23 protein-coding genes are annotated in these 24,532 nt (G+C 32.6%); 7 read left to right on the forward strand and 16 right to left on the reverse strand.

The features are described from left to right. Positions 1 to 54: 54 nt before the first annotated feature. From pfkA to dnaE, 5 genes are all read right to left on the reverse strand, one after another. A complete protein-coding gene (gene pfkA / locus ABEY15_RS05275; RefSeq protein ID WP_098808536.1) occupies positions 55 to 1,014 on the reverse strand; it encodes a 6-phosphofructokinase in 960 nt (319 codons plus the stop codon). Positions 1,015 to 1,259: 245 nt separating this feature from the next. Then, on the reverse strand, positions 1,260 to 2,216 hold the full coding sequence (accA, locus tag ABEY15_RS05280; protein WP_420488202.1) for an acetyl-CoA carboxylase carboxyl transferase subunit alpha: 957 nt from the start codon (positions 2,214 to 2,216) through the stop codon (positions 1,260 to 1,262). Continuing rightward, the gene (accD, locus tag ABEY15_RS05285) at positions 2,216 to 3,016 is read right to left on the reverse strand and encodes an acetyl-CoA carboxylase, carboxyltransferase subunit beta (RefSeq protein ID WP_097979232.1); all 801 of its coding nucleotides are present in this window, start codon (positions 3,014 to 3,016) and stop codon (positions 2,216 to 2,218) included. Before accD ends, accA begins: the two co-directional genes overlap by 1 nt. A gap of 370 nt (positions 3,017 to 3,386) precedes the next feature. Further along, positions 3,387 to 4,619, reverse strand: a complete 1,233-nt coding sequence (locus ABEY15_RS05290) for an NAD(P)-dependent malic enzyme (protein ID WP_056472228.1) — start codon at positions 4,617 to 4,619, stop codon at positions 3,387 to 3,389. A 137-nt stretch (positions 4,620 to 4,756) separates the two neighbouring features. Further along, positions 4,757 to 8,101, reverse strand: a complete 3,345-nt coding sequence (dnaE, locus tag ABEY15_RS05295) for a DNA polymerase III subunit alpha (protein WP_429888926.1) — start codon at positions 8,099 to 8,101, stop codon at positions 4,757 to 4,759. A gap of 211 nt (positions 8,102 to 8,312) precedes the next feature. Here dnaE and ABEY15_RS05300 point away from each other — a divergent pair, with 211 nt between their 5' ends. Both ABEY15_RS05300 and ytrI read left to right on the forward strand, forming a co-directional pair. Further along, positions 8,313 to 8,609, forward strand: coding sequence for a YtrH family sporulation protein (locus tag ABEY15_RS05300; protein ID WP_098426611.1), 297 nt, complete (start codon positions 8,313 to 8,315; stop codon positions 8,607 to 8,609). Then, complete coding sequence (gene ytrI, locus ABEY15_RS05305; protein ID WP_429888927.1) at positions 8,609 to 9,112, forward strand: sporulation membrane protein YtrI; 504 nt, start codon at positions 8,609 to 8,611, stop codon at positions 9,110 to 9,112. Before ABEY15_RS05300 ends, ytrI begins: the two co-directional genes overlap by 1 nt. Positions 9,113 to 9,159: 47 nt before the next feature. Here the strand turns inward: ytrI and ABEY15_RS05310 are convergent, their stop codons facing one another. Then, entirely contained in the window at positions 9,160 to 10,098 is a 939-nt protein-coding gene (locus tag ABEY15_RS05310) for a DHH family phosphoesterase (protein ID WP_429888928.1), read from the reverse strand. A 93-nt stretch (positions 10,099 to 10,191) separates the two neighbouring features. On the opposite strand from ABEY15_RS05310, the gene ABEY15_RS05315 reads away from it, so the two are divergent. Together ABEY15_RS05315 and ABEY15_RS05320 are read left to right on the forward strand one after the other, a co-directional pair. Further along, positions 10,192 to 10,482, forward strand: coding sequence for a YtpI family protein (locus ABEY15_RS05315; RefSeq protein WP_429888929.1), 291 nt, complete (start codon positions 10,192 to 10,194; stop codon positions 10,480 to 10,482). A 33-nt stretch (positions 10,483 to 10,515) separates the two neighbouring features. Further along, positions 10,516 to 11,529, forward strand: a complete 1,014-nt coding sequence (locus tag ABEY15_RS05320) for a hypothetical protein (RefSeq protein WP_429888930.1) — start codon at positions 10,516 to 10,518, stop codon at positions 11,527 to 11,529. A gap of 112 nt (positions 11,530 to 11,641) precedes the next feature. Here ABEY15_RS05320 and ABEY15_RS05325 read toward each other — a convergent pair whose 3' ends face one another. Further along, the gene (locus ABEY15_RS05325) at positions 11,642 to 12,958 is read right to left on the reverse strand and encodes a DRTGG domain-containing protein (protein WP_429888931.1); all 1,317 of its coding nucleotides are present in this window, start codon (positions 12,956 to 12,958) and stop codon (positions 11,642 to 11,644) included. A 130-nt stretch (positions 12,959 to 13,088) separates the two neighbouring features. Beyond that, on the reverse strand, positions 13,089 to 13,775 hold the full coding sequence (locus ABEY15_RS05330; protein WP_429888932.1) for a metal-dependent hydrolase: 687 nt from the start codon (positions 13,773 to 13,775) through the stop codon (positions 13,089 to 13,091). 189 nt (positions 13,776 to 13,964) lie between these two features. Between ABEY15_RS05330 and ABEY15_RS05335 the strand changes: the two genes are divergently transcribed. Together ABEY15_RS05335 and ABEY15_RS05340 are read left to right on the forward strand one after the other, a co-directional pair. Beyond that, positions 13,965 to 15,059, forward strand: a complete 1,095-nt coding sequence (locus ABEY15_RS05335) for a M24 family metallopeptidase (protein ID WP_335479622.1) — start codon at positions 13,965 to 13,967, stop codon at positions 15,057 to 15,059. A gap of 1 nt (position 15,060) precedes the next feature. Continuing rightward, positions 15,061 to 15,594: a GNAT family N-acetyltransferase gene (locus tag ABEY15_RS05340; protein ID WP_429888933.1), complete on the forward strand. Its 534-nt coding sequence runs from the start codon at positions 15,061 to 15,063 to the stop codon at positions 15,592 to 15,594. Positions 15,595 to 15,784: 190 nt separating this feature from the next. Here the strand turns inward: ABEY15_RS05340 and ABEY15_RS05345 are convergent, their stop codons facing one another. The 3 genes from ABEY15_RS05345 to ABEY15_RS05355 form a co-directional block, all read right to left on the reverse strand. Further along, positions 15,785 to 16,078, reverse strand: coding sequence for a hypothetical protein (locus ABEY15_RS05345; protein WP_429888934.1), 294 nt, complete (start codon positions 16,076 to 16,078; stop codon positions 15,785 to 15,787). 131 nt (positions 16,079 to 16,209) lie between these two features. Further along, positions 16,210 to 17,343, reverse strand: a complete 1,134-nt coding sequence (ald, locus tag ABEY15_RS05350; protein ID WP_069034611.1) for an alanine dehydrogenase — start codon at positions 17,341 to 17,343, stop codon at positions 16,210 to 16,212. 195 nt (positions 17,344 to 17,538) lie between these two features. Beyond that, entirely contained in the window at positions 17,539 to 18,312 is a 774-nt protein-coding gene (locus ABEY15_RS05355; protein ID WP_429888935.1) for an SDR family oxidoreductase, read from the reverse strand. A 375-nt stretch (positions 18,313 to 18,687) separates the two neighbouring features. On the opposite strand from ABEY15_RS05355, the gene ABEY15_RS05360 reads away from it, so the two are divergent. Beyond that, on the forward strand, positions 18,688 to 19,011 hold the full coding sequence (locus tag ABEY15_RS05360; protein ID WP_429888937.1) for a hypothetical protein: 324 nt from the start codon (positions 18,688 to 18,690) through the stop codon (positions 19,009 to 19,011). Positions 19,012 to 19,606: 595 nt separating this feature from the next. On the opposite strand, the gene ABEY15_RS05365 is transcribed toward ABEY15_RS05360, so the two are convergent. From ABEY15_RS05365 to ABEY15_RS05385, 5 genes are all read right to left on the reverse strand, one after another. After that, positions 19,607 to 19,795, reverse strand: coding sequence for a hypothetical protein (locus tag ABEY15_RS05365; protein WP_429888939.1), 189 nt, complete (start codon positions 19,793 to 19,795; stop codon positions 19,607 to 19,609). 132 nt (positions 19,796 to 19,927) lie between these two features. Further along, entirely contained in the window at positions 19,928 to 20,779 is an 852-nt protein-coding gene (locus tag ABEY15_RS05370) for an EcsC family protein (protein ID WP_429888940.1), read from the reverse strand. Positions 20,780 to 20,884: 105 nt separating this feature from the next. Next, positions 20,885 to 22,075 carry an acetate kinase gene (locus ABEY15_RS05375; protein WP_429888941.1) on the reverse strand — a complete coding sequence of 397 codons (1,191 nt, stop codon included), beginning with the start codon at positions 22,073 to 22,075 and terminating at the stop codon, positions 20,885 to 20,887. Between the two features lie 90 nt (positions 22,076 to 22,165). Beyond that, on the reverse strand, positions 22,166 to 23,158 hold the full coding sequence (locus ABEY15_RS05380; protein ID WP_429888942.1) for a class I SAM-dependent methyltransferase: 993 nt from the start codon (positions 23,156 to 23,158) through the stop codon (positions 22,166 to 22,168). Positions 23,159 to 23,463: 305 nt separating this feature from the next. Continuing rightward, positions 23,464 to 24,507 carry a phosphatidylglycerol lysyltransferase domain-containing protein gene (locus ABEY15_RS05385; protein WP_429888943.1) on the reverse strand — a complete coding sequence of 348 codons (1,044 nt, stop codon included), beginning with the start codon at positions 24,505 to 24,507 and terminating at the stop codon, positions 23,464 to 23,466. Between the last annotated feature and the right edge of the window lie 25 nt (positions 24,508 to 24,532).

Genomic DNA, 24,532 nt, shown 5'->3' on the forward strand with positions numbered 1-24,532 from the left:
AAAACTCTATACTACAAAATTTATGAAATCGATTGCCCAATTAAATCTATCTAATTAAATTGAAAGTTCTTGAGATAATTGATACATATCTCGATCAAGTTCATGCTTTTTAGATAGTGCTTCAATAATGTCATGATCAACTAACTTATTATTTTGGATTCCAACGCAACGTCCACCTTTGCCCTCCATAAGTAGTTCAACCGCTCTCGCTCCTAGACGACTTGCTAAAACTCGATCAGCAGCACTTGGTGAACCACCACGTTGAACATGCCCTAAAACAGTTACACGCGTATCAAAGTTAGTTCGCTCTTGTATTACTTTTCCAATCTCAATCGCACTACCGACACCTTCTGCAACTACAATGATACTATGTTTTTTGCCACGCTCACTACCGCGGTTTAATTTACTAATAATATCATCCATATCATAGTCACATTCAGGTATTAAAATCGTTTCTGCACCATCAGCTAACCCTGCCCATAATGCAATATCACCTGCGTTACGACCCATAACTTCAATTACATATGTACGCTCATGTGATGTCGCTGTATCACGAATTTTATCAATTGCATCAATAACAGTATTTAATGCTGTATCGAATCCAATTGTAAAATCTGTACCTGGAATATCATTATCAATTGTACCTGGAACACCAACGCAAGGATAACCATGTTCAGTCAGCTTCTTTGCACCTTGATATGATCCATCTCCACCAATAACAACTAATCCTTCAATTCCAAACTTTTTAAGTTGTTCGATCCCTTTCATTTGTCCTTCCAATGTTTTAAATTCTGGACAACGTGCACTAAGTAGTTTTGTACCTCCACGATGAATAATATCACCAACAGAACCTAACTCTAGCTTCTCAATATTTCCATTAATAAGACCAGAATAACCTTGGTATACACCATAAACTTCTAGACCATGGAAAATCGCTTTCCTTACAACTGCACGTACAGCAGCGTTCATTCCTGGAGAGTCTCCTCCACTAGTTAATACGCCAATTCTTTTCATTATGTATTCACCTCAATGTTTTTACCTTATGCATTTATTCATTTTAATAAAGTACCATGTAATGCCTATTTAAACAATAGAAATAATGTGAACTTTTTCATAAACTTTTTTTAATGAATGAAACACTTTTAAAAAGTATGACGACATCTTTATGCATATTGCTATTTTTTACTAATTTTATAAAAAAAATACAAAAAGAGCATGCTAACATATTGTTTCACACACTCTAGAAGTTAAACTAAATATTATTGGTTAAAAGAAATTTTCCCTAACTTTGCGTGTTTTTCATATCGTTGTTGAACTAGCTCTTCTTTATCCATAGTTAACAGTGACTTTAATGTTTCGTATAAGTACTTGTCGATATACTTAGCCTGTTGTTCAACATCATTTTGCGCTCCACCTTTTACTTCAGGAATAATTTGGTCAACTACACCTAATTCTAATAAGTCTGGAGCTGTTATTTTCATTGTTTCAGCTGCTCTACGTGCTTGTGAAGAATCTTTCCATAATAATGCTGCTGCACCTTCTGGTGAAATTACAGAGTAAGTTGAGTTTTCTAACATCAGTAACTTATTACCAATTCCTAATGCTAATGCTCCACCACTACCACCTTCGCCAATTACAATACAAATAGTTGGTACTTTTAGGCCTGCCATTTCAAAAATATTCCGGGCAATTGCTTCACTTTGTCCACGCTCTTCAGCTGCCTTACCAGGATATGCACCTTTTGTATCGATAAACGCGATAATTGGTCTGTTAAATTTCTCTGCTTGCTTCATTAAACGAAGTGCTTTTCGGTACCCTTCTGGATGTGGCATACCGAAATTACGTCTTATATTTTCTTTTGTATCTTTACCACGTTGATGTCCAACGACAGTAACTGGTAATCCACGGTAAGATGCAATCCCTGAAACGATTGCAGCATCGTCTCCAAATAATCGATCACCATGACACTCAAAGAAATCTGTAAATAATCTATTAACATAATCTAAAGTAGTTGGTCGTTCTGGATGTCTAGCAACTTGTACACGATCCCAAACTCCCATGTTACCGTATATTTCATTTTCTAAAGTTTTTAAACGTTCTTCTAAACGTCTGATTTCTTCAGAAAAATCAACATCATGTTGACTTGTATAAACCTTAAGTTCGTCTATTTTCGTCTTTAGTTCATGAATCGGTTTTTCGAATTCTAACATAACCACTATTGCAAGACACCCCCTTGATGTAAGTTAAGGATAGTAAATAATTTTGAACGTAATTCTAATCGTGAAATGACTGCATCAAGCTGACCATGATTCATAAGGAATTCTGCAGTCTGGAAGTCTTCAGGTAGTTCTTCACGGATTGTTTGCTCAATAATACGTCTACCAGCAAAACCAATTAAAGCACCAGGCTCAGCAAAGTTAAAATCGCCTAAAGATGCAAAACTAGCAGATACTCCACCTGTAGTTGGATTTGTCATAATTGAAATTGCTAAATAACCTAGCTCGCTATGCTTTTTAAGCGCAGCACTAGTTTTTGCCATTTGCATTAAACTTAAAATACCTTCCTGCATACGAGCTCCGCCAGATGCAGTAAAAATAATAAATGGTGAACCGTCAGATGAAGCTCGCTCAACTGCACGAGTTATTTTCTCTCCGACAACAGAACCCATGCTTCCCATTCGGAATCTTGCATCCATAACTGCAATTACAACTGGAATTCCGTCGATTTTTCCTTTTCCTGTAACAATCGCTTCGTTAAGTTCTGTTTTTTTACGATCCCCTTCAAGCTTCTCTATGTAATCAGGGAAGTGTAAAGGATTTGCAGAAACCATATTTTGATCAAACTCTTCAAAAGTATCTTCATCAATTAAGCTTTCGATTCTTTCGAATGCTGTCATTTGATGGTGATATCCACAACTATTACAAACTTTTAGGTTTTTTATTAATTCTTTTGTAATACTAATTTTTTTACATTTAGGACATTTTGTCATAACACCGTCAGGTAAATCTTGTCTCATTACTTCTGAAGGTATAGATGCATATTTTTTCTTTTTGGAAAATAAGTCTTTTATTTGCAACCTAATTCCTCCTAACTTTTTTAGTACTAAATACTAATAGGATACTATAAATGTTATACACTTTTTGTTAACATTTGTCGATAAAATTCAGCTAAATTTCGTCATTACAACCATTTAACCAACTTGAAATTTGTAGAAAATCTTAAAAAATTAATTTATATATTTTTTATGAAATTCCTTTAATTTCCAACAATCTTTGCGCTTTTTAACCACATCTAAGTATTATATCAGATAAAAAAGGATAGTACTACATTACTTAATTTTAGTATTGTAATACTATCCCCATTAATATTGATATCTGGTAATAAAACTATTTAATTAAAGCTAGTTTTTTTGTTTTTTCTTCGATTTCTTTCGGGTCAACATTCAGTCTCGCAACCCCTGTTTCCATTGCAGCTTTTGCCACACTAGCAGCTACTTTTGGAGCCACTCGAGGATCAAATGGTGCTGGAATAATAAAATCTGGCGATAGATCAGCTTCACTTACTAAGCTTGCAATTGCATTTACTGCAGCAATTTTCATTTCTTCATTAATATGTGTAGCACGAACATCTAATGCTCCACGGAAAATTCCTGGGAATGCAAGAACGTTATTTACTTGGTTAGGATAATCACTTCGACCAGTACCAATTACTAAAGCCCCTGCTTCTTTTGCATCTTCAGGCATAATTTCTGGATCAGGATTCGCCATTGCAAAAATAATAGGATTTTCATTCATTGATCGAACCATTTCTTGAGTTACTGCTCCTTTTACAGAAACCCCAATAAATACGTCTGCCCCTTCAAGTACTTCTTTAAGGCTACCTTGAATTTTATCTTTATTTGTGTATTTTGCTACTTCATTTTTTACGCTATTCATACCATTTGGACGCCCTTCGTAAATCGCGCCTTTTGTATCACACATAATAATTTGGCGAACACCAAAACGATACAATAATTTTAATATAGCAATACCTGCAGCCCCTGCACCATTTAGGACCACTTTAATATCTGCCATATTTTTATTCACTATTTTTAAAGCATTTACTAACCCTGCAAGTGTAACGATCGCCGTTCCATGTTGATCATCATGGAATATTGGAATATTTGTTTCACGCTTTAAGCGCTCTTCTATTATAAAGCAGTTTGGAGCTGCAATATCCTCTAAATTTATTCCACCAAATGTAGGTTCTAACAATTTTACTGTTTGAATGATTTGCTCTACATCTTGCGTATTTAAGCAGATTGGAAATGCATCAACACCAGCAAAGCTTTTAAATAACGCAGCTTTACCTTCCATTACAGGTAATGCAGCCTCTGGTCCAATATTACCTAGTCCAAGAACGGCAGATCCATCCGATACTACACCAACCATATTACCTTTCATTGTGTATTCGTACACTCTGCTTTTTTCTTCGTAAATTTCTTTACACGGCTCGGCAACACCTGGTGAGTACGCTAAACTTAGTTCTTTAGCATTTGTAACTGGCACCTTAGAAACTGTTTCTAATTTACCTTGATGTACTCTATGCATATGTAATGCTTCTTCACTTAATAATGACAAACTATTCACTCTCCCTAATGTTGACGAGTTGACTTTTCAACTGTATATTTCTTAGTGATTTTCTCTTTAAAAGGTAAAATTTTCTTTTTGTATGATATCACATGTATGTTAATAATAAATAGTTTAGAGAAGAATGTCTATTTCTTTAATACAACATTTGCATCCCCTACAATATTTCTTAACATCGAGAGACAATTCACAGAAGGATTCACATAATATTGTTCAGATAATTGAACAGCTTTTTTATCTTCTTCATAGTAAAGCACCACTTTCGCATGCCCTTTAAACTTAGAGATCGTTTGCTGTATTGTGTAGGAAATATTTTTATTAGTATGTCCCGTTATTTTAATAAATAAAGTATACTTCTTTTGGTCGTTTATTTCTTCCATTTCTTCGATTGTAAGAACTTCATTTATTATTAATTGTTTTCTTTCTTCCCGTTCATCAACTTTTGCTTTAACTACGACAACTTCTTTTTCTTTTAATTTATGTCGGGATTTTTCAAAAGTAGTCGGAAATACAACAGCATCAATTGAAGTACTTAGATCTTCAACTTGTAAAAAAGCCATATGCTGTTGTTTTTTTGTTTTTGTAATCCTTAAATCCTTAATATAGACAAACAGTAGATGCTCTGTATCTTTCTTCTGCATAATTGATGAAATAGTCCCGGCATCACTTTCATTAAGCAACTTCTCGTATTGACTAATCGGATGACCTGATAAATAAGTACCTAAAGCCTGTTTTTCAAGTTCAAGCTTAATTGAAACTTTCATTGGCTCCACTTTAATAATTTCTGGTTTAGGCACAAAATCTTCATCAAGAAATAAATCAAATTGATCTTCATTTTCAGGTCTTACTATATCCACGTAATCAAAAATCATATCAATATTTGCTAAAAGTGTTGCACGGTCGAGCTCAAACTCATCAAAACATCCCGAAAATATTAAATTTTCTATACTTTTTCGGTTTAATGCTTTTGGTGAAATTTTAATGCACACTTCAAAAAAATCTTTATATGGCCGCTTTTGTAGAATTTCTCTTACAGTTGCCATTCCTATATTTTTAATAGCTAATAAACTATATCGAATTCCATTTCCTTCAACTACAAATGCATATTGACTTTTATTTATTGAAGGTGGATAGATTGGGATCCCTTTTAATTTTGCTTCCCCAATATAATTCGATACTTTCTCTTCACTTCCAATAAAACTCGATAAAAGTGCTGCATAAAATTCTAGAGGAAAATTTGCCTTTAAATATGCTAGTTGATACGCAATCATACTATATGCAACAGCATGACTCCTATTAAATCCATAGTTAGCAAATTGGACAATTAAATCGTATACTTCATTTGCAACTTGTTCATCATAACCTTTAGCTATTGCACCTTCTACAAAATGAATTCTTTCTTCGTCTAAAACTTCCTTCTTCTTTTTACTTACAGCTCTTCGAAGTAAATCTGCTTCACTTAAAGTGAACCCTGAAAGAGTTGAAGCAATTTGCATGATTTGCTCTTGATATATGATTACTCCATATGTTGGTTTTAATATTTTTTCTAAAACTGGATGAGGATACGTAACCGTCTCCAATCCATGCTTATATTGAATAAATCTAGGGATTTGCTCCATTGGACCCGGACGATATAACGCGTTTACAGCCACTATATCTTCAAACTGATTAGGCTGTAATTGCTGTAGTACTCTTCTCATCCCTGATGATTCTAGCTGAAATACGCCTGAAGTATCTCCTTTACTAAGAATTTCAAATGTTTTTAGATCTTGTAACGGAATTTCTGCCAAATTAATTACTTCGCCTTTTGCTTCATAAATTAATCGACAGACCTCTTCCAATAAACTTAAGTTACGTAGGCCAAGGAAGTCCATCTTTACTAATCCAAGCTCTTCAAGGATTTCTGCAGGATATTGTGTTAAAAACACTCCATGATTCCCCTCTTGTAACGGGACAACATTTGTTAACGGAAGTTCAGAAATAATTACACCTGCTGCATGAATGCTTGTATGCCGAGGTAATCCTTCAACTTGGCAAGCAACCTCAAATATCCGTTTATGAATACCAGAATGTTCAACATGACTTTTAAATGCTTTAGATTGCTCATACACATCTTTTAATGAATTTCCTAGAGATGATGGAATTAGCTTTGAATACCGATCTATTTCAGTTGGTGTAAGCCCCATTACCCTGGCAATATCTCGGATGGCTGCTTTTGCTCCTAATGTTCCGAATGTAATAATTTGTGCAACATGTACATCACCATATTTTGAAGCGACATAATCAATCATTTCATCTCGTCTATGATCTGGAAAGTCAATATCAATATCTGGCATTGTAATTCTTTCTTCATTTAAAAATCGTTCAAATAGTAAATTATAATGTATTGGGTCTACATTCGTAATTTTTAATACGTAAGCCACTAAAGATCCCGCGGCGGAACCACGTCCTGGTCCAACAAATATCCCTTGTTCAAGTGCATATTTAATAAAGTCCCAAACAATGAGGAAGTAATCATTAAATCCCATCTTATTGATTGTATTTAACTCAAATTCTAATCTTTGTTTAAGTTCATCATTTATTTCCCCGTACCGCTCAATCATGCCATTTTCACAAACCATTTTTAAATATTCCACTGTTGAATATTCATCAGGTACTGGATACTTAGGCAATAACGGCTGATGAAAAGGAATCGTTACATTACATATATCTGAAATATGTATAGTGTTTTGAACTGCTTCTTCCTCATCAGAAAACAGCTTCAATAATTCGGCTTTTGATTTATAATAATATTCGTTCGAATGTAATCTTGGTCTTGATTCGTCCGATAACTTAGTACCATTTTTAACTGAAAATAATGCATCTTGAATAAGTGCATCCTCTTTTTCAATATATCGAACGTCATTTGTAACAACTAAACTGATGTTTGTTTCTTTTTGTACTTGTTTAATTAATGGGTAAAGCAAACGATCTTCAGGTAAACCGTGATCTTGAATACTGACAAAAAATTGATCAAAAATTGATTGATACTCTTTTAAATGAACAATAGCTCTTTCTATTTCTCCATTCAATAGTAAGTTTTCAATTTCTCCTTCGATTCCTGGCGTAATTGCAATCACGCCGTTACTATATGCCGATAACCACTTTTTAGGAATTCCTTCTGGTGATTTTGTCCCTATTATACTTGTAAGTTTTAAAAGGTTTTGATAGCCAGTCAAATCTTTCGCTAGTAAAATCATCGGATAAGTCTGATGTTCATCCATTAAAATTGAGATTTTCAACCCAATAATTGGCTTAATCCCTGCTTTTTTACACGCATGATAAAAAGGAATTACCCCGTACATGACATTTTCATCTGCAATAGCAAGCGCAGGATGTCCTTCTCTAACAGCAGCATTAACTAATTCATCTATTTTACATGCGCTTTGCAATAAACTATAAGAACTTTGAACTTGCAAATGAACAAAACTCATCTACATTCCTCCTTACCATCTTTTCAATATAATCTATTCTATCACAAAATACGAACTTACATTCTATTTTAGTTCGTGAAAATTAAAACAAATCTTTTATTTAAACTTACTTTAATACTCATCATACACATAACACTTTGTCCATATATATTAATTGAGGGAGTGAGGACAATTGGAGCTTAAGTTGCCATTTATACCAGCATTAATTTCAATGTATTTTATTTCACTAGGAATCATAATAGGTGGATCGATAATTGGTTCAATCGGTTACTACGTCATTGGACAGCCACCACTTAGCAGCATGTATGATTTATCAATGAAGTTACGAATTTGGGCAATTGTTGGGGCGATTGGTGGAACATTTGATACATTCTATAGTTTTGAAAAAGGATTGTTTGAAGGAGAAACAATCGAATTCATTAAGCAAATTTTCATGATTATAGCCGCCATGGGAGGAACTCATACAGGTACAATCATTATGCAGTGGTTTACAGGAGAACATGTTTAATGAAAGCTCCTCCAGAACAACTCTCCCACGCTTGGGCAAAATTTTTTGTAGGCATTTTTTTCGGGTTTATCATTAGTTGGCTTGTCTTTATTTATTTTTATGGTGTGACAGAAGAAGAGCAAGTAAAACAAATATCTGAATTGAAAATGCTAAATAAAGAATATTTAAGGGATAAAAATATATTTTTTGAAAATATGGAGCGAATGAACAAGGAAAAGAAACGAAATTTAACAGTTCAAGAAATCAAAGTGACAATATTAAATTACAAACAATACAATCTAAATGAATTTACTAATCTTCAACTTGTTACTGATGTAAAGGATGACCTAAGTAATTTACTTACTCAAGATATTAAAAGCGTTTCCCAAAATCGGGAATTATTAAGACGTGCAATCGAAAACAAAGTTTATATTAAAGATGATCGGCGATTTAAACTTGAAATAGATACAATCTACTTTGATACCGTATTAGAAATCACATTAAAAATAAAAAGCACAAAATAAATGAGAGGCTAGTATTCGATTAGCCTCTCAAATTTATTTTTTAAGCTTTATTTTTCTTCCCTACAAACCTTTTTTAATTCTTCCACTACTTTTTCTGCTTCTTCCCAAGAGAAGACTTTTGCTCCAGATGCAAGCGGATGTCCACCCCCGTTAAACATAGCAGCTACTCCATTTATAACTGGTCCTTTTGAACGAAGACGTACTCGAATTAAATCTTCTTCTTCTAAAAAGATAACCCAAGCCTTTACCCCTTTTATATGTCCAAGTGAACTTACAGCCAATGAAGCCTGTTCAGAGTTTACATTGTATTCATCCATTAGAGCCTTTGTCATGTTTATATGACCGACTCCCTCTTCTGTTAGTTTAAAATTTTGAAGAACATATCCATTTAAATGAGCCATCTCAATTGATGTTTCGTACATATTGTCATATATTTCATTAATAGAAAAATCCTTTTTTATCAAATTACTAGCTGCATGAAAAGTTCTTTCTGTTGTACTTGGAAATAAAAATCTTCCTGTATCTCCAATAATCCCCGCATAAATTAGTCTCGCAGCTTTGTCAGTTACGACTAATTGTTCATTACTACTTTCTGCCAGTTCAAAAATTAACTCACTTGTTGAACTTGCAGTAGTATCTACATGCATAATGTCACCGTATGGATCTACATTCGGATGATGGTCAATTTTAATCAGTTTCTTTCCAGTTGAATATCTTGCGTCATCTACTCGTTCAGTATTGGCAGTGTCACAAACAATGACAAGTGCATCCTTATATACTTCATCTGCAATTTCATCCATTTTATATAAATACTCTAGAGATTGTGGTAAATGTCCTACTACATATACTTTTTTTGCAGGATAACTTGCTTTAATCATCTCTGCTAAACCGCACTGTGAACCAATTGCATCTGGATCTGGACGAACATGACGATGAATTATTATCGTATCAAACGAATGTATATCTTTTAAAATTTGTTCCTTCAACATTAAACTCTCCTTTATATGAAAACTTTTGAAATATAGTTTCTATGACTGTAAAATAGAATTATGTATTAGTCATTGAAAGGTGGAAGCTAAGTGAATAGCATTGCAACAATCGTAATTATATCTTTTCTATTCTTCTTATTTTACGTTACCAAATTTTTCTTTACAAGCGAACTATTAACAAAAAAAATTGCAGGATCACGTGCAAGATTAACTTTTGGATTATTCTTATTGCTTTACGGTATAAATCAAATGGTAGCAAAGCTTGAATTAATAACAATTTGTGTCGGTATTATTTTCATTCTATTTGGTGCGGCAAATCTATATCGTGGATACTTACAAAATAAGCATTATAAAGCAATTGAAAATAAACAAACGGTTTAATCTTATAGTAATCTAGAAAGTGAGAAAACTTACATGATGACAGAAGAACTATTTTCATCTAAATTTGATGAACTAGTAGAATTATCACATTCTAGTATTAAACTTCAAAAGCTACTTACTTTTGCAGAAGAATTAGAGAATCAAGAGGAATGGGGATATCTATATTACGTTAATATGGAATTAGCAGAAACTGCTTTTTCTATTGGTGAAATAGACTTATTTATTGATACCTTTTTGTGGTGTGTAGATTTATATGATCAAAACGAAGAACGTATCGAGCAAGAGCAGATTCTATGGTTGTACAAGTGGTTGTTAGAAATAATACCTCAGTCCCTCAGATTCTCGTTAGAAGAAATTCACCATTATTTCGAGGATTTTAAGAATCGTTTAGTAATTGCTAACTATTCTTTAAGACCTTATTTTCAAGCTCTATTTATAATGAACTTATATTTAAATCAATTTGATTACGCAAAACAAAACTATCTACTATATAAAAAATCTCCAAGGGATCATTTAAGTAATTGTGAAAAATGTGAAATGTATGGTGAAATGATTTATTTACTAAAAACTGATCATCTTCAAGAAGCGTTAAATTTACAAAATAAAATAATGAATAGCTCAGTTGATTGTGACGAAGCGATTCACAAATCCTACTCAAAATTACTGCTTCCTTTATTAGAAGAAAACAAAATGGATGAAGCATTAATTATTCAACAAAAAGCTTATTTTGTAACATACAATCGCACAAAATACATTCCTGAACTAAGTGAACAAATGATTTTTTTAACTTTTTGTGATCCTGACAGAGCAATTGAATTGTTCTATAAACATGTTGATTTATGTGATAATCTTTCGAATCTATCATATAAATTTGAGTTTTGGCTAGCAGCATTATTTATGGCGAAAAAATTGAAAATAAATGAAGATGAATTTATTTATGACTTAGAGAAATTAGAGAAAATTGTATATGACTTAGCAAAAGATTTTGATACTAGAAACGAAAATAATGAATTTGTTAATCGAGTTAATAAACTACTTTCGAATTAAAAATACGGGATGATTTTTTCATAAACTTCAAAGCAGGGAATGGTTTCCTGCTTTTTTTATTCCTTGATTTCTAGTAACTAAAAAAATGGAAGCCTATTAGGGCTTCCATTTCTCATCGATCTAATAACTGCATCATCATTAATGCTTTACCAACTAATATTCCTTGCTGAAATACTTCAACATCAACTTTTCCAAACTTACGTCCTAATTCTAAAACTTTTGGTTTAATTTCAATTACATCATCAATTTGAACTGGCTGTACGAAGTAAATTGTAATATTTTCTACGATTAAGTCCCCTTTTTTCATATCACGAACTGCTCGTTTACCGGCCTCCGTTACAATTGTCGTAAATACGCCATGTGAAAGAGTACCAATTACATTCGTCATTTGAGGAGTTACATTACATCTAATCGTAAAGTCATCATTTTTTTGATCTTTATTATTATGAAATTGACTAGTAACTATATCATCAATTGTTTCTCCCACTTGAGGTTGACGTTGCAATTGCTGTAATGCTTCAAGCACATCTTGACGACTTATAATACCGATTAAGTTATTCGATGTATTTACAACTGGTAGCAACTCTATGCCTTCCCAAACCATCATTCTAGCAGCTGCCGCAACCGACATCTTTTCATTTACACTTATTGGTTGTCTAGTCATCACTTTATCAATTCTTTGAGTACGTTGTTCATGTATGATATCCTTTGAAGTTACAATTCCTATTAGCTTACCTCGATCATCAATTACTGGATATCTTCCATGACCTGTGTCTCTGTTATGTTCATACCACTTTTCCACATCATCAAATGGAGATAGTGTAGCTGTTTTTTCAGTTGGAATGAGTATATCCTCAACTAGTACTATATCTTTCTTAATTAACTGATCATAAATTGCTCTATTAATTAACGTCGCAACAGTAAACGTATCATAACTAGAAGAAATAATCGGCATTTTCATTTCATCCGCAAGACGTTTAACACTTTCATCTGTATCAAATCCACCTGTTACTAAAACCGCTGACCCTTCTTTTAATGCTAATTCATGTGCTTTCACTCTGTTTCCGACGATTAATAAATTATTTGCACTAATATATCTCATCATCGCATCAAGCTGCATTGCACCAATAACAAACTTATTAAGTGTTTTATGTAATCCTTCTTTACCACCTAAAACTTGTCCATCAACAATATTAACAACTTCGGCAAAAGTTAATTTTTCAATATTTTCTTTTCGTTTCGTTTCAATTCGAATCGTACCTACACGTTCAATGGTACTAACAAATCCTTTGTTTTCCGCATCTTTTATTGCTCTATATGCAGTACCTTCACTTACACTTAAATCTTTTGCAATTTGTCTTACTGATATTTTATGACCGACCGGTAGTTGTTCAATATGTTCTAGTATTTGATCGTGCTTTGTAGTCAATTACCTCACCAAGCTTTCAATGGTTGTATTAATATTTTTATTAACTATTATATAACAATTCATACCATGAAAAAAAGCACGTTTCAACGTGCTTCTAATACTGTACTAATATTTTCTTCGATGACTTATACTACAATAGTGAAATTGTTGTATTTGGCTCATGAATGAAACCATTATTCTTTGGTAATTTTGCAAGGAACTCATTTGGGTCTACTTGGATTGGTGGAAATGTATTATAATGCATCGGAATTACTTGCTGTGCGTTAATCCATTCAGAAGCAATTACTGCATCGTCGATTCCCATTGTAAAATGATTACCAATTGGTAAATAGGCTATATCGATCTTTTCGTACTCACCTAATGTTTTCATACCTCTGTATAATGCAGTATCACCAGCATGATAAATTGTTTTACCAGCTATTTTTAATAAAACGCCTGACGGTGGTCCTACATTAATTATTTGTTTATTTTCTTCATCAACAATACTTGAACCATGGATTGCTTCTACTAATTTTAATTTACCAAAAGAAAACTCTTTTTCTCCCCCGATATGCATAGCGACAACTTTGACACCTTGCCACGAGATCCAAGTTGCTAATTCCACAGGAGCAATAACAGTTGCATCATTTCGTTTTGCTAGTTCAACTGTGTCACCTAAATGATCGCCATGACCATGTGTTACATAAATATAATTCACTTTAATATTTTCTACCTTCACATTAGTATGTGGATTACCGTTAATAAATGGGTCAATAATAATTGAATCTTGACCGTGTTCTACTAAAATAACACTGTGCCCAAAATATGTAATTTTCAAATGAAGTCGCTCCTTTATTATAAAATTAGTCACTACCACATTTTAACAGATTATTTTCTATTACAAAAATAAGAAATAAGTTAACTATTTTACGTAATTCGATAAAAAATGATAAAATAAGAGTGTTATAAACTGTAAAGACTTTTTTGTTTATTGCAGTAATTTGTTTTTTAAGAAAGGATGTTACAAATGGAACACCGTATACAAAATCTATCAACTTGGTTAAAAGAGCAAGATATTCAACTAGGATTTATTACATCTACTGAGAACGTATTTTATTTAACTAATTTCCATTGTAATCCACATGAACGTCTTTTAGCTTGTCTTGTATTTCCAAATGATGAGCCAATTCTTGTCTGTCCACAAATGGAAGTTGGACATGTGCAAAACGCAGGCTGGAAATATGACGTAATCGGCTTTAATGATAGTCAAGATCCTTGGGCAATGATACAAGAATCATTAGCAAAACGTAATATTACAGTAAATCGTATGGCGATCGAAAAAGAACATCTTCTTGTTGGCCGCTATGAAAGATTAGTACAACTTTTCCCTGGCGTACAATTCCTTGCAGCTGAGGAAAAATTACATGACTTACGTTTAATTAAAGATAGTGAAGAAATTCGTCGTATGCAAGTTGCTGCTGAAGCTGCTGACATGGCTTGCCAAATTATTGTTGATCGTATTGCTGAAGGCAAAACAGAAATGGATTTAATTGCTGAAATGGAATACGAAATGAAGAAAAAAGGTATTTCTAAAACTTCATTTAGCACTTTAATTTTAACTGGTGCAAACTCAGCGTTACCACATGGAAATCCAGGTACAAACCCAATTAAAAAAGGTGATTTCGTACTAATGGACTTAGGTTTTATCGTTGATGGATATTGCTCAGATATTACTCGTACAGTAATGTTTGGTCAACCAAATGAGCAACAACGAGAAATTTATGAAACCGTTTTAAAAGGTCAACTTGCTGCAATCGAAGTAAGTAAACCGGGCGAGGTATTAGGAAATGTTGATCGTGCTGCTCGTCAAATTATCACAGATGCTGGATATGGCGAATACTTCGTTCACCGTATTGGTCACGGTTTAGGTATTGGTATCCACGATTACCCATCAGTAAATGATTCAAATACTGATATTATTAAAACTGGTATGTCATATACAATCGAGCCAGGAATCTATGTACCAAATGTTGGTGGAGTTCGTATTGAAGATGATATCGTTATTACAGAAACAGGTGCAATGACATTAACGAAGTTCCCTAAAGAATTAATTATCCTATAATATGAATCAAAGCGGATTAATAAATATTCGACAAGTACTTCCCTCAGATATCCCTATTATGCATAAATGGGAATGTGATGATAAGATTGGTAAGCTTGTAGGAATAGAAAAACCACGTTCTTTAGATGAAATGGTACAAGGCTATGAAAAATATTTTGACGGACTTAAACCTAATCTCCACTTGTTCACAATTGAATACAATGGTATTTGTGTAGGAAGAATTGAATTGGGAAATCTTGATCAAGAGAATAATCATGCCGCTTTTGGAATCGTAATTGGAGATCAATCAATGCAAAATAAAGGAATTGGTTCATTTGCATTTAACTATCTACTAAATTATGCTTTTAATGAATTAAAACTCATAAAAATATATGGTGAAGTATACGATTATAATATCGCTTCACAAAAATTTCTTACAAAGTTAGGCTTTCATTTAGATGGTATATTGCGCATGCATGAGTTTTTCAAAGGCGCTCACCGAGATATGTATCAATATAGCATGCTGAAAGAAGAATATAATTTGAATAAGGAATAAAGAAAAAGAATCCCTTTCTTCAGATGAAGATTGGGATTCTTTCAGTGTATAAACAAAGTACTAAAATCTGATTTTCAGACTGATTGCAAGCGCTTGTCTTTCAAGGCGCGAAGCCTGGTGAGGAGTGGCGTTACCCTAAAAGGTAATGAGCACTGCAGACATGCGAAGCAACGAAGAAAGCGAGCGTTTGTCAACAGTCTGAAACCTTTTGAAGGATCGTATGTTGTAATGGAACACCACCCATTGATACATTTCGTTCAATTAGATGATATTGTTTACCATTTATTATAAAAAGTCTATTTCCTCTGTAATCAACTGTTTTACCTTGGCCTTCTAATTCAACCTTCACAGCCTTCGTATAATCATTTAGATTTATATAGCGCTCATCTAAATCTAATATAATATTTTGATTACGATAACCCATTAGCCAGTTAAACGCGAAAATACCTGCAATCAGAAAAATAAGGATTAAAATAAACTCCAATCCCCTCACTCCTTTTTACATAAAATGGAAATTATAATATAAATTTACTATAAATATAAAGTGAATGTTATTGAAATTGAGAAAAAAATAAAATCCCTTTACCGTCTTCGATAAAGGGATTTTTCTTTAAATTAGTTTGTAGAAACAGATGTACCTTGTAATAAAGTAGTTGCTTCTTTATATTCTAAGCCGTGAGCTTCAGCTACTGCTTCGTAAGTTACATATCCATCAAGTGTATTAATACCTTTGAATAATGCAGAGTTATCTAAGCAAGCTTTTTGATAACCTTTGTTAGCAATTTGAACTGCATAAGGTACTGTAACATTTGTTAATGCCATTGTAGAAGTACGAGGTACTGCACCAGGCATGTTTGCTACAGCGTAGTGTACTACTCCATGCTTCTCATATGTTGGGAAATCATGAGTTGTAATACGATCTGTTGTTTCGAAAATACCACCTTGGTCAATTGCAATATCAACTACAACTGAACCTGGTTCCATTGATTCAATCATTTCTTTTGTAACAAGTTTTGGCGCTTTTGCACCTGGAATTAATACTGCACCGATTACAAGATCAGATTCTTTAACCGCTTCAGCAATATTGTAAGGGTTTGACATTAAAGTCGTAATTTGATGACCAAAAATATCATCTAATTGACGTAAACGATCTGGATTTAAGTCAATCATCGTTACATGAGCACCAAGACCAACAGCTACTTTAGCAGCATTTGTTCCTGCTACACCTCCACCAATGATTGTAACATTTCCACGACGTACTCCTGGTACTCCACCTAATAAAATACCTTTTCCGCCTTTATTTTTCTCAAGGAATTGAGCACCGATTTGAGCTGACATACGTCCTGCAACTTCACTCATTGGAGTTAATAACGGTAATGTATTACCAACTTGTACAGTTTCGTAAGCAATTCCTACTACTTTATTATCAATTAAAGCCTTAGTTAATTCAGGCTCTGGAGCTAAATGTAAGTATGTGAATAAAATTAATCCTTCACGGAAGTATCCATATTCGCTTGGAATTGGTTCTTTAACTTTCATAACCATTTCATTATTCCAAGCCTCTTCAGCTGTTTCAACAATTGTTGCGCCAGCATTTACGTATTCTTCATTAGTAAATCCTGAACCAATTCCAGCATTTGTTTCAATGTAAACTGAATGACCATGTCCAACTAAGTTCATTACTCCAGCTGGTGTCATTGCTACACGATTTTCGTTGTTTTTTATTTCTTTTGGTACCCCAATACGCATGTTATTTCCCCCTGAAATATATTTAATTCGTGCCTCTTAGGATGAGCTCTATTTATTAAAAAATAATACATTTTTATATTAACACAAAACATATAGTGCAGAAAATGAAAACGCTTAATTTCAATTAATAAATATTAATTCAGAATCTTTTTTACTATAAATTATGCTTTAAAAATGGAATTGTCCCACGAATTCTTATGATAATGGAATATGTCTGTATTTATTAATGACATCCAAGCCACCAGTGACCTCAAAGATATCACCTGTTATAAAATCAGACTCTTCCTTACACAAAAATTGCACCATTCTTGCTACATCTTCCCCAGTACCAGATCTTCCAACTGGTGCAAGACCTTTTCCATCCTTACTCGCTTCAGTTTGATTTGCTTCTTTCATATCACCAAAAATATCCCCAGGACAAATCATATTAGATGTTATACCATTCTCTGCTTCCTCATAGGCTATTGTTTTAGTCAATGAAACTAGACCTACTTTAGCTGCACTAAATGCAGAACGATAAATCCATCCCGAAGCTGAATTGGCACCTTGGAATCCATAATTTATGATACGTCCATATTTCTGCTTTCTCATAATTGGAATAATTTGCTTTAAAAGATAAAACACGCTGTGCAAATTTCCATACAACAAGTATTCCCACTCTTCATCAGTGTAGTCAGCCAGTTTTTTACGGTTAAATAAATACGGGCCAGCATTATTGATAAGACAATCGACTCTACCGAATCTTTCCATCGTTTTTGAGACAATCTCATTAATAAATTGTTTATCGCAAATATCACCTTTTACAAAAAGAACCCGGTCCAAATAATCCTTCCATTCTTCTTTTCGCTCTTTGATAGCCTGTTCATCAGAAAAGTACGTAACAGTTACTGAATAACCATCCTTCAAAAATGCTTCAGTGACTTTCTTCCCTAACCCCTTTGATCCTGCCGTAATGACAGCATGCCTCATAAAACTCTTCCTTTCGAGTCTAAATAATTTTTTATATTTTTGAAAATCATCTAGATAAATCAATCAATTGTATGTATTTGTAAAATCTATTCTCATTAACCTTTTTTATCGGTTATTGTAAGCATAAAGCCAATCCTTTAAAAATTATGTCATTATCTTATACATATATCTTTAATTTAGTAAGATTATTTTATTAAAAGATAACTATGTTTTCTATTATTATGAATTATTTTCCTTTTATTTTAATAATTTTTATTTTTAGATTTTAGGCTATTTACAAACAATTTTTATTTCACAAATCTAGAAATTTAAAAAAATCAATATGTTTCACTTGTTTTTTTCAATGTATAATATAGTCATGAGGGGGAGTAAAAAATGTTACAAGATTATTTTTCATACGATGAACGATTAGGTATTTTTCTACCAAGCCTAAAGTTGGATTGGGAAGATTACTCTCACGATCAACAACTAATGATTCTTACTGAATGGGAATATATCCGTGGTGAAATACCTGATCATATTAAACGTTTAGAGTTTTCGATTAATCATAAACAGGAACAATTAAATCATGAATCTGATTTTGTTTTGAGCTGTAAATTAAATTCTGAGATTGCAGAATTAGCATCAATTATTAACGATCTTTGGATTTGGTTTAGAAGTAACCAACAAATGTCCAATGAGACAAAAATACATGGTTAAAAAGCTAACAATAAATTTGTTAGCTTTTTCTCACTGTTGAAAAACAACCCTATCAAAATTACCAAATTTCCGTAAAGGAGTTTAGTGATGTTGATTTCCACTACAGGATGCTCGCTTTCCATGGGGCGAGATTCTTTAGCCTCCTCGGCAAGCCTGCGGGGTCTTTAGCCTTCCCGCTTATCCCATAGGAGTCGAGCACCCCTCCGTTCCAATCAACTTATTCATCAAAAAAAGTCGCAATAAAAACCTAATCAAATAGCCTTTACTTAGAGTAAAATAACAGTCTGATTGTAGATCTAATAATATTAGACATTAATTAATAAAACTAATCAATTGAATTTGTTTTTCTAAAGAATTTGCTTAATTTAGCTTATAATATTTCTTCTGAAAAAATGTTTCTAGTGTTGTTGGAATAAAAAATTGTTAAATATATTATCTTTAACACCAGTAATAAATTATCCAAAAGCGATAATTGAATCATAATCTTTAATAAATCTTCACTTGATTTCCGCTTTCCCTATTGACCGTTTTAATTTCAACACCCTAAAAAAGCTAACAATAAATTTTGTTAGCTTTTTTACTTGTATTATTATGTTTATTCATTTTCGCGCTTTTGAATTTGTAAAAGCGTATCTCCGATTGTTTTCAGTTCCTCTTTTAGTCGGATGGTTTCATTCGCAACTTTTTCGGAAGATGCTTCTTTAATTTGCTTGTTTAATTGGTCAATCACTTTTCGTAACTTTCCGACGGATTGATCTAGTTGAAAACTTGATGTAGGCTTCATAACTGTCTCCTTGAATGGTTTTCTTTTAGCATACCACATCCTCGTTTACAACCAAACGGGTATCCGATTAGTTAATCGTAAATTGTCTAATGGATGTTCAAGTATTTCGTTTACTACTCCTCAATTTGTGATTTAATCTGTTAGCTCCTGGTTTACCCGTTCCGATAATATACGATATTGATAAAATTTCTTTGTATATTCTAATACGTTTTTTGTAAAAGATTCATTCCATTTTGCCCCAACAGTAACGCCTAATAAAGGAATACCACCTAAAACCTTATTCCGTAATGAATGGATCATTAATAACTTGCACATTTGTAATATGACTGTGTAATAGACCCCTTCTCCATTAAATTCATTTTCCCAAGTTGCAAATACGTCAGAATCCTCATGCTTTAAAATATCGTTCATTAACTTACTCCAAACACCGTATTTTTCGTTTGATGGGAGGATTGCACCTTGTAGTACTTTTAAGCTACATTCCATCTCTTTTGGAATACTTACATCATAACCATAACAAAGTGCTATTTCTTGTACCGTTTTAAGATTAATAAATAATAAAGCCGGTAAATCACCAAATAAAGCAAGCTTTGTACTAGTTCCACTTATTCCACCTTGAACACTTGAGACTATTAATGCTTTCGATATTTCTTGTTCAGCTAAAAAATTCAATTGTCTTAATGGTAGCTTTCTTAAATCACTTATTGTCTTAACATCACTTCTTAAAATTTGTGCTCGATTAAGTATATCTAATTTCTTTTCTTGAAACTGTTTTGTTGTTTGTATTAAAGATTGAGTGTGGAAAAAAGCAGTTGAAAAAAATTCATTAAAAGTATTCGAATAGCTTTGAGGTATTTTTTGGAGGAGAAAATTAGAAGCATTTTGATACAATAGTTCTAATTTATTTAAATTTTGCTGTTGTTGTTTCTTTTCAATCAAATCGTTAAGTTCAAGCCATAAATTATACTCTTTCATTTGATCCATACTATCACCTCGAATATAAAAAAACGTAGAGCCAAAAAGTGATCTCAATTTAAGAATATGAGGTCATCTATTTTTGTATGCTCTACGTTTATGTTTACTAACAGATTATTTCATTCCAACTCGTACTACATCTCTTGCGATTACAACTTCTTCATTAGTTGGAATTACAATTACTTTAACTGGAGAGTGATCAAAGCTAATGAAAGCTTCTTTTCCTCTAAAGTTATTTTTACTTGGGTCAAAATAAACACCCATAAATTCAAGCCCTTCTAGTACGGCTTGACGAATTTCCGGTCCATTTTCACCAATACCAGCAGTGAAAATGATCGCATCTACGCCTTTCATACGAGCAGCGTAAGAACCTAAATATTTGTGAATACGTTCAATGAATACACTTTGAGCGATTTTAGCTCGTTTATTACCTTCTTCAGCTGCAGTCTCAATATCACGTAAGTCACTTGAGAATCCAGAGATACCAAGCATACCACTTTGTTTATTTAATACATCAAGTACTTCCTCAGCTGTTTTGCCTGTTTTTTCCATAATAAATGGAATTAAAGCTGGGTCTAAGTTACCTGAACGAGTTCCCATTGTTACACCAGCAAGTGGAGTGAATCCCATTGAAGTATCGATTGATTTTCCACCTTCAACTGCAGCAATACTTGCACCATTTCCTAAGTGACATGAAATAAGTCTTAACTCTTCTAGTGGCTTACCAATTAATTCAGCAGCTCTTTCTGTTACATACTTATGTGATGTACCGTGGAATCCATATTTACGAATACCAAATTGTTTATAGTATTCATAAGGTAAGCTATATAAGTAAGACTCTTCTGGCATTGTTTGATGGAATGCAGTATCGAATACAGCTACTGCAGGAATATTTGGTAATAATTCTTTAAATGCACGAATACCAACTAGGTTAGCTGGGTTATGAAGTGGAGCTAAATCAGAAAGTTGTTCAATTTGTTTTTCAACTTCTTCAGTAATTAAAGCAGAATCTGTAAATAGTTCTCCACCGTGAACTACACGATGTCCAACTCCATGGATTTCATCAAATGAAGAAATAATTCCTAAACCTGTTAGCTTTTCAAGAAGCATTTTTACTGCAACAGAGTGATCAGCAATATCAGTTACTTCTTTAATTTTTTCTCCGTTTACTGAAATTACAAAAACGCTATCCTTTAAACCGATACGTTCTACTAAACCAATTGTAAGTACTTTTTCGCTAGGCATTTCAATTAATTGAAATTTTAATGACGATGAACCTGCATTAATAGCAAGAATATTTGCCATGTTTTTACATCTCCTTTAAACATGAAACTGTTATATTTTTTAAGCTGGAATTATTATAACACAAATTAGTTTACGTGTTTAAAAGTTCAATTATTGTAAATTTTCTTTAAACCATTCATTCATTTGAAGCATAATATCTTCAACTGCTTTCATATTCGATAACTTAGGGAAATCAACTAATAAAGCCTGTTTTGGCTTCTTCATATTTTCTGCATTTTTGCGGATTATTAATATACTTTTTTGATGTCTTTCGTCCTTAAAGGCAGATACTGGCAACTGTATCAATCCTTGAATAACACCTGTTTCATTAATATAGCTTTGTAATGGCGCAGATTGCTCTGAAGTAAATAGGTGATTTGGAACTAGCGAGATGAAAAATCCTCCAGATTTTAAGTAGTTCATACTTTGCTCAATAAATAAATGATGAGCATAAGACATGCCTTCTTTTGCTTTTAAAGTATATTCTTTTGCACGTTCTGCATTTGGATAAAAACCAATTGGTAGATCACAAACAACAAGATCAACCGGATCTACAAATAAAGGTGCTAAACTGTCTTGATTAAATAGTTCTATTTCATGTCCTAGTAGGTTTCCAATGACAAATGCGATTCTAACAAGAACATCATCTACATCTATTCCGACAGATTCAGTAAATTTATCCTTTGAAGAATTTAAAATTGTTAATAAAAGATTTCCAGTACCAATTGCCGGATCTAAAATAGTTAAATTTTGTTTCCCCTCAGTAAGCTTTCCAACTAAATAAGTAATAATAAAAGCAATACCATCTGGAGTCATTTCATGATTTGTTTGAACCCCTTGCTTCATACCTTTTAATATTGCTAATTGAAACGCTCTACGAATACTCTCATTATCTTTTGAAGCCGATGTAAATTGATGAATTGTATTCATAAGCTTATCTTTTTGCGAACTATTAATTTCTTCTTGCAAAACTTCCCCTTCAAAGAAATTTTCACCTGTTTCAATTAATGCTTCTAAATAAGAAATTTCTAAATTATCTTTTAAACATTCTGTCGATTCATCTATGTAATTAAATAAAAATTCCACTGAATTCTCTTTTACCATTTTTTATTCCTCACTTTCATAATAGAACAGTCATTGTGTTTCATTATACGTATGGCTCTTAAACGTGTCCACTTTATTAAATTCTTCTATTAGAAAGTATTTGGTTTTTTTAATCAATTTTAATCCAGTACTGTTAATTTAATTTTAATTGATGAATGTTTACTTTTATTTAATACATTTTGAACTTTTTATGTAGTTTTAATTTTTTTGTATTGAATTGGAATTAATGAAATTTGACGAACAGTATCTTTTTCAAGAAGCAATAATGAAAAAATAAAAAAAGACCTCTTTTATTGAGGCCCTCGTTAACTAATTTTTACTTTTTTCTTTTCTAACGGCTTCTTAAATCGAGTTATATAGTTCAAAGATTTTGTTCCATGAACTAGGCGATATAAGCTTGTGATAACCGAAAGTAATGTATATGGTTTGTAAGCTAAGTACTTTGATTCCCATTTATTTGCAAATTTGCTTTTAAAAGTTAATAATCCTTTAAAGTTATAAATTGAATTACCATATTTAAAGATCATTTTTGCAGATTTTTCGATGATTGATGATTTTGAATCTTGGCCAACATTTGCTAATGGTGCCATTCCAAGGCTGCAGCTTTTAAATCCATTTTCTTTTGCCCAAAACATAATTGATACAAAAAGCATATCCATCGTTCCATATGGTAATTCCTTTAAATATCTCATTAAATCAATTGTTATATTTTCGCCTTGAATCGGTAATGTCGCAAAAGCAATAACTTGACCATTTTTATCCCTTAAGATTCCGATCGGAAAATTTGAAACATAATCAAAATGAAATGAACCAACTGAAAAGGATAGCTCTTCTCTTCCGTTTAACCATACATCTGAGACCCCTTTTAGCTCTTGAAGTAGATCTATAGAATGTTCAGGCATAGACACTTCAAATTGATATCCTTGTCGAATGAACTTATTCCTTTTTGTTCTTAGTTTTGCTCCTTTTTTACCTGCAATTTCGAAATTCTCTAAATCAACTATTGCTTCTTCACCTAATTTTAACAATCGATAGCCAGTTTTTTCATACAGCATTTTTGATTTTTCGTCTATTTGATAAAAGCATGGAATACATTTTATACTCCTTGAATAATTTTCAAACTCCTTTATTTTTTCAAAAGAAATCTCACCAATTGGATCACATAGAACAACTAATTTATTACCCTGTTTTCGGTAAACAAATGCAGATTTTTGATCTTCTGAAAGAAATACTTTTTTATCTCCAAGTAATCCTAAATGTGTTAATGAAGTTCCACCATATGTTTGAATAAGTTGTTGAATAATCTCAATTGTAGTTTTATGATTTGATTCTTTTAAAATTTGTTTCATAATACCCCCAAAATAAAGAGTCAAT

This window comes from Gottfriedia acidiceleris, assembly GCF_050457485.1.
Taxonomy (GTDB): domain Bacteria; phylum Bacillota; class Bacilli; order Bacillales; family Bacillaceae_G; genus Gottfriedia; species Gottfriedia acidiceleris_D.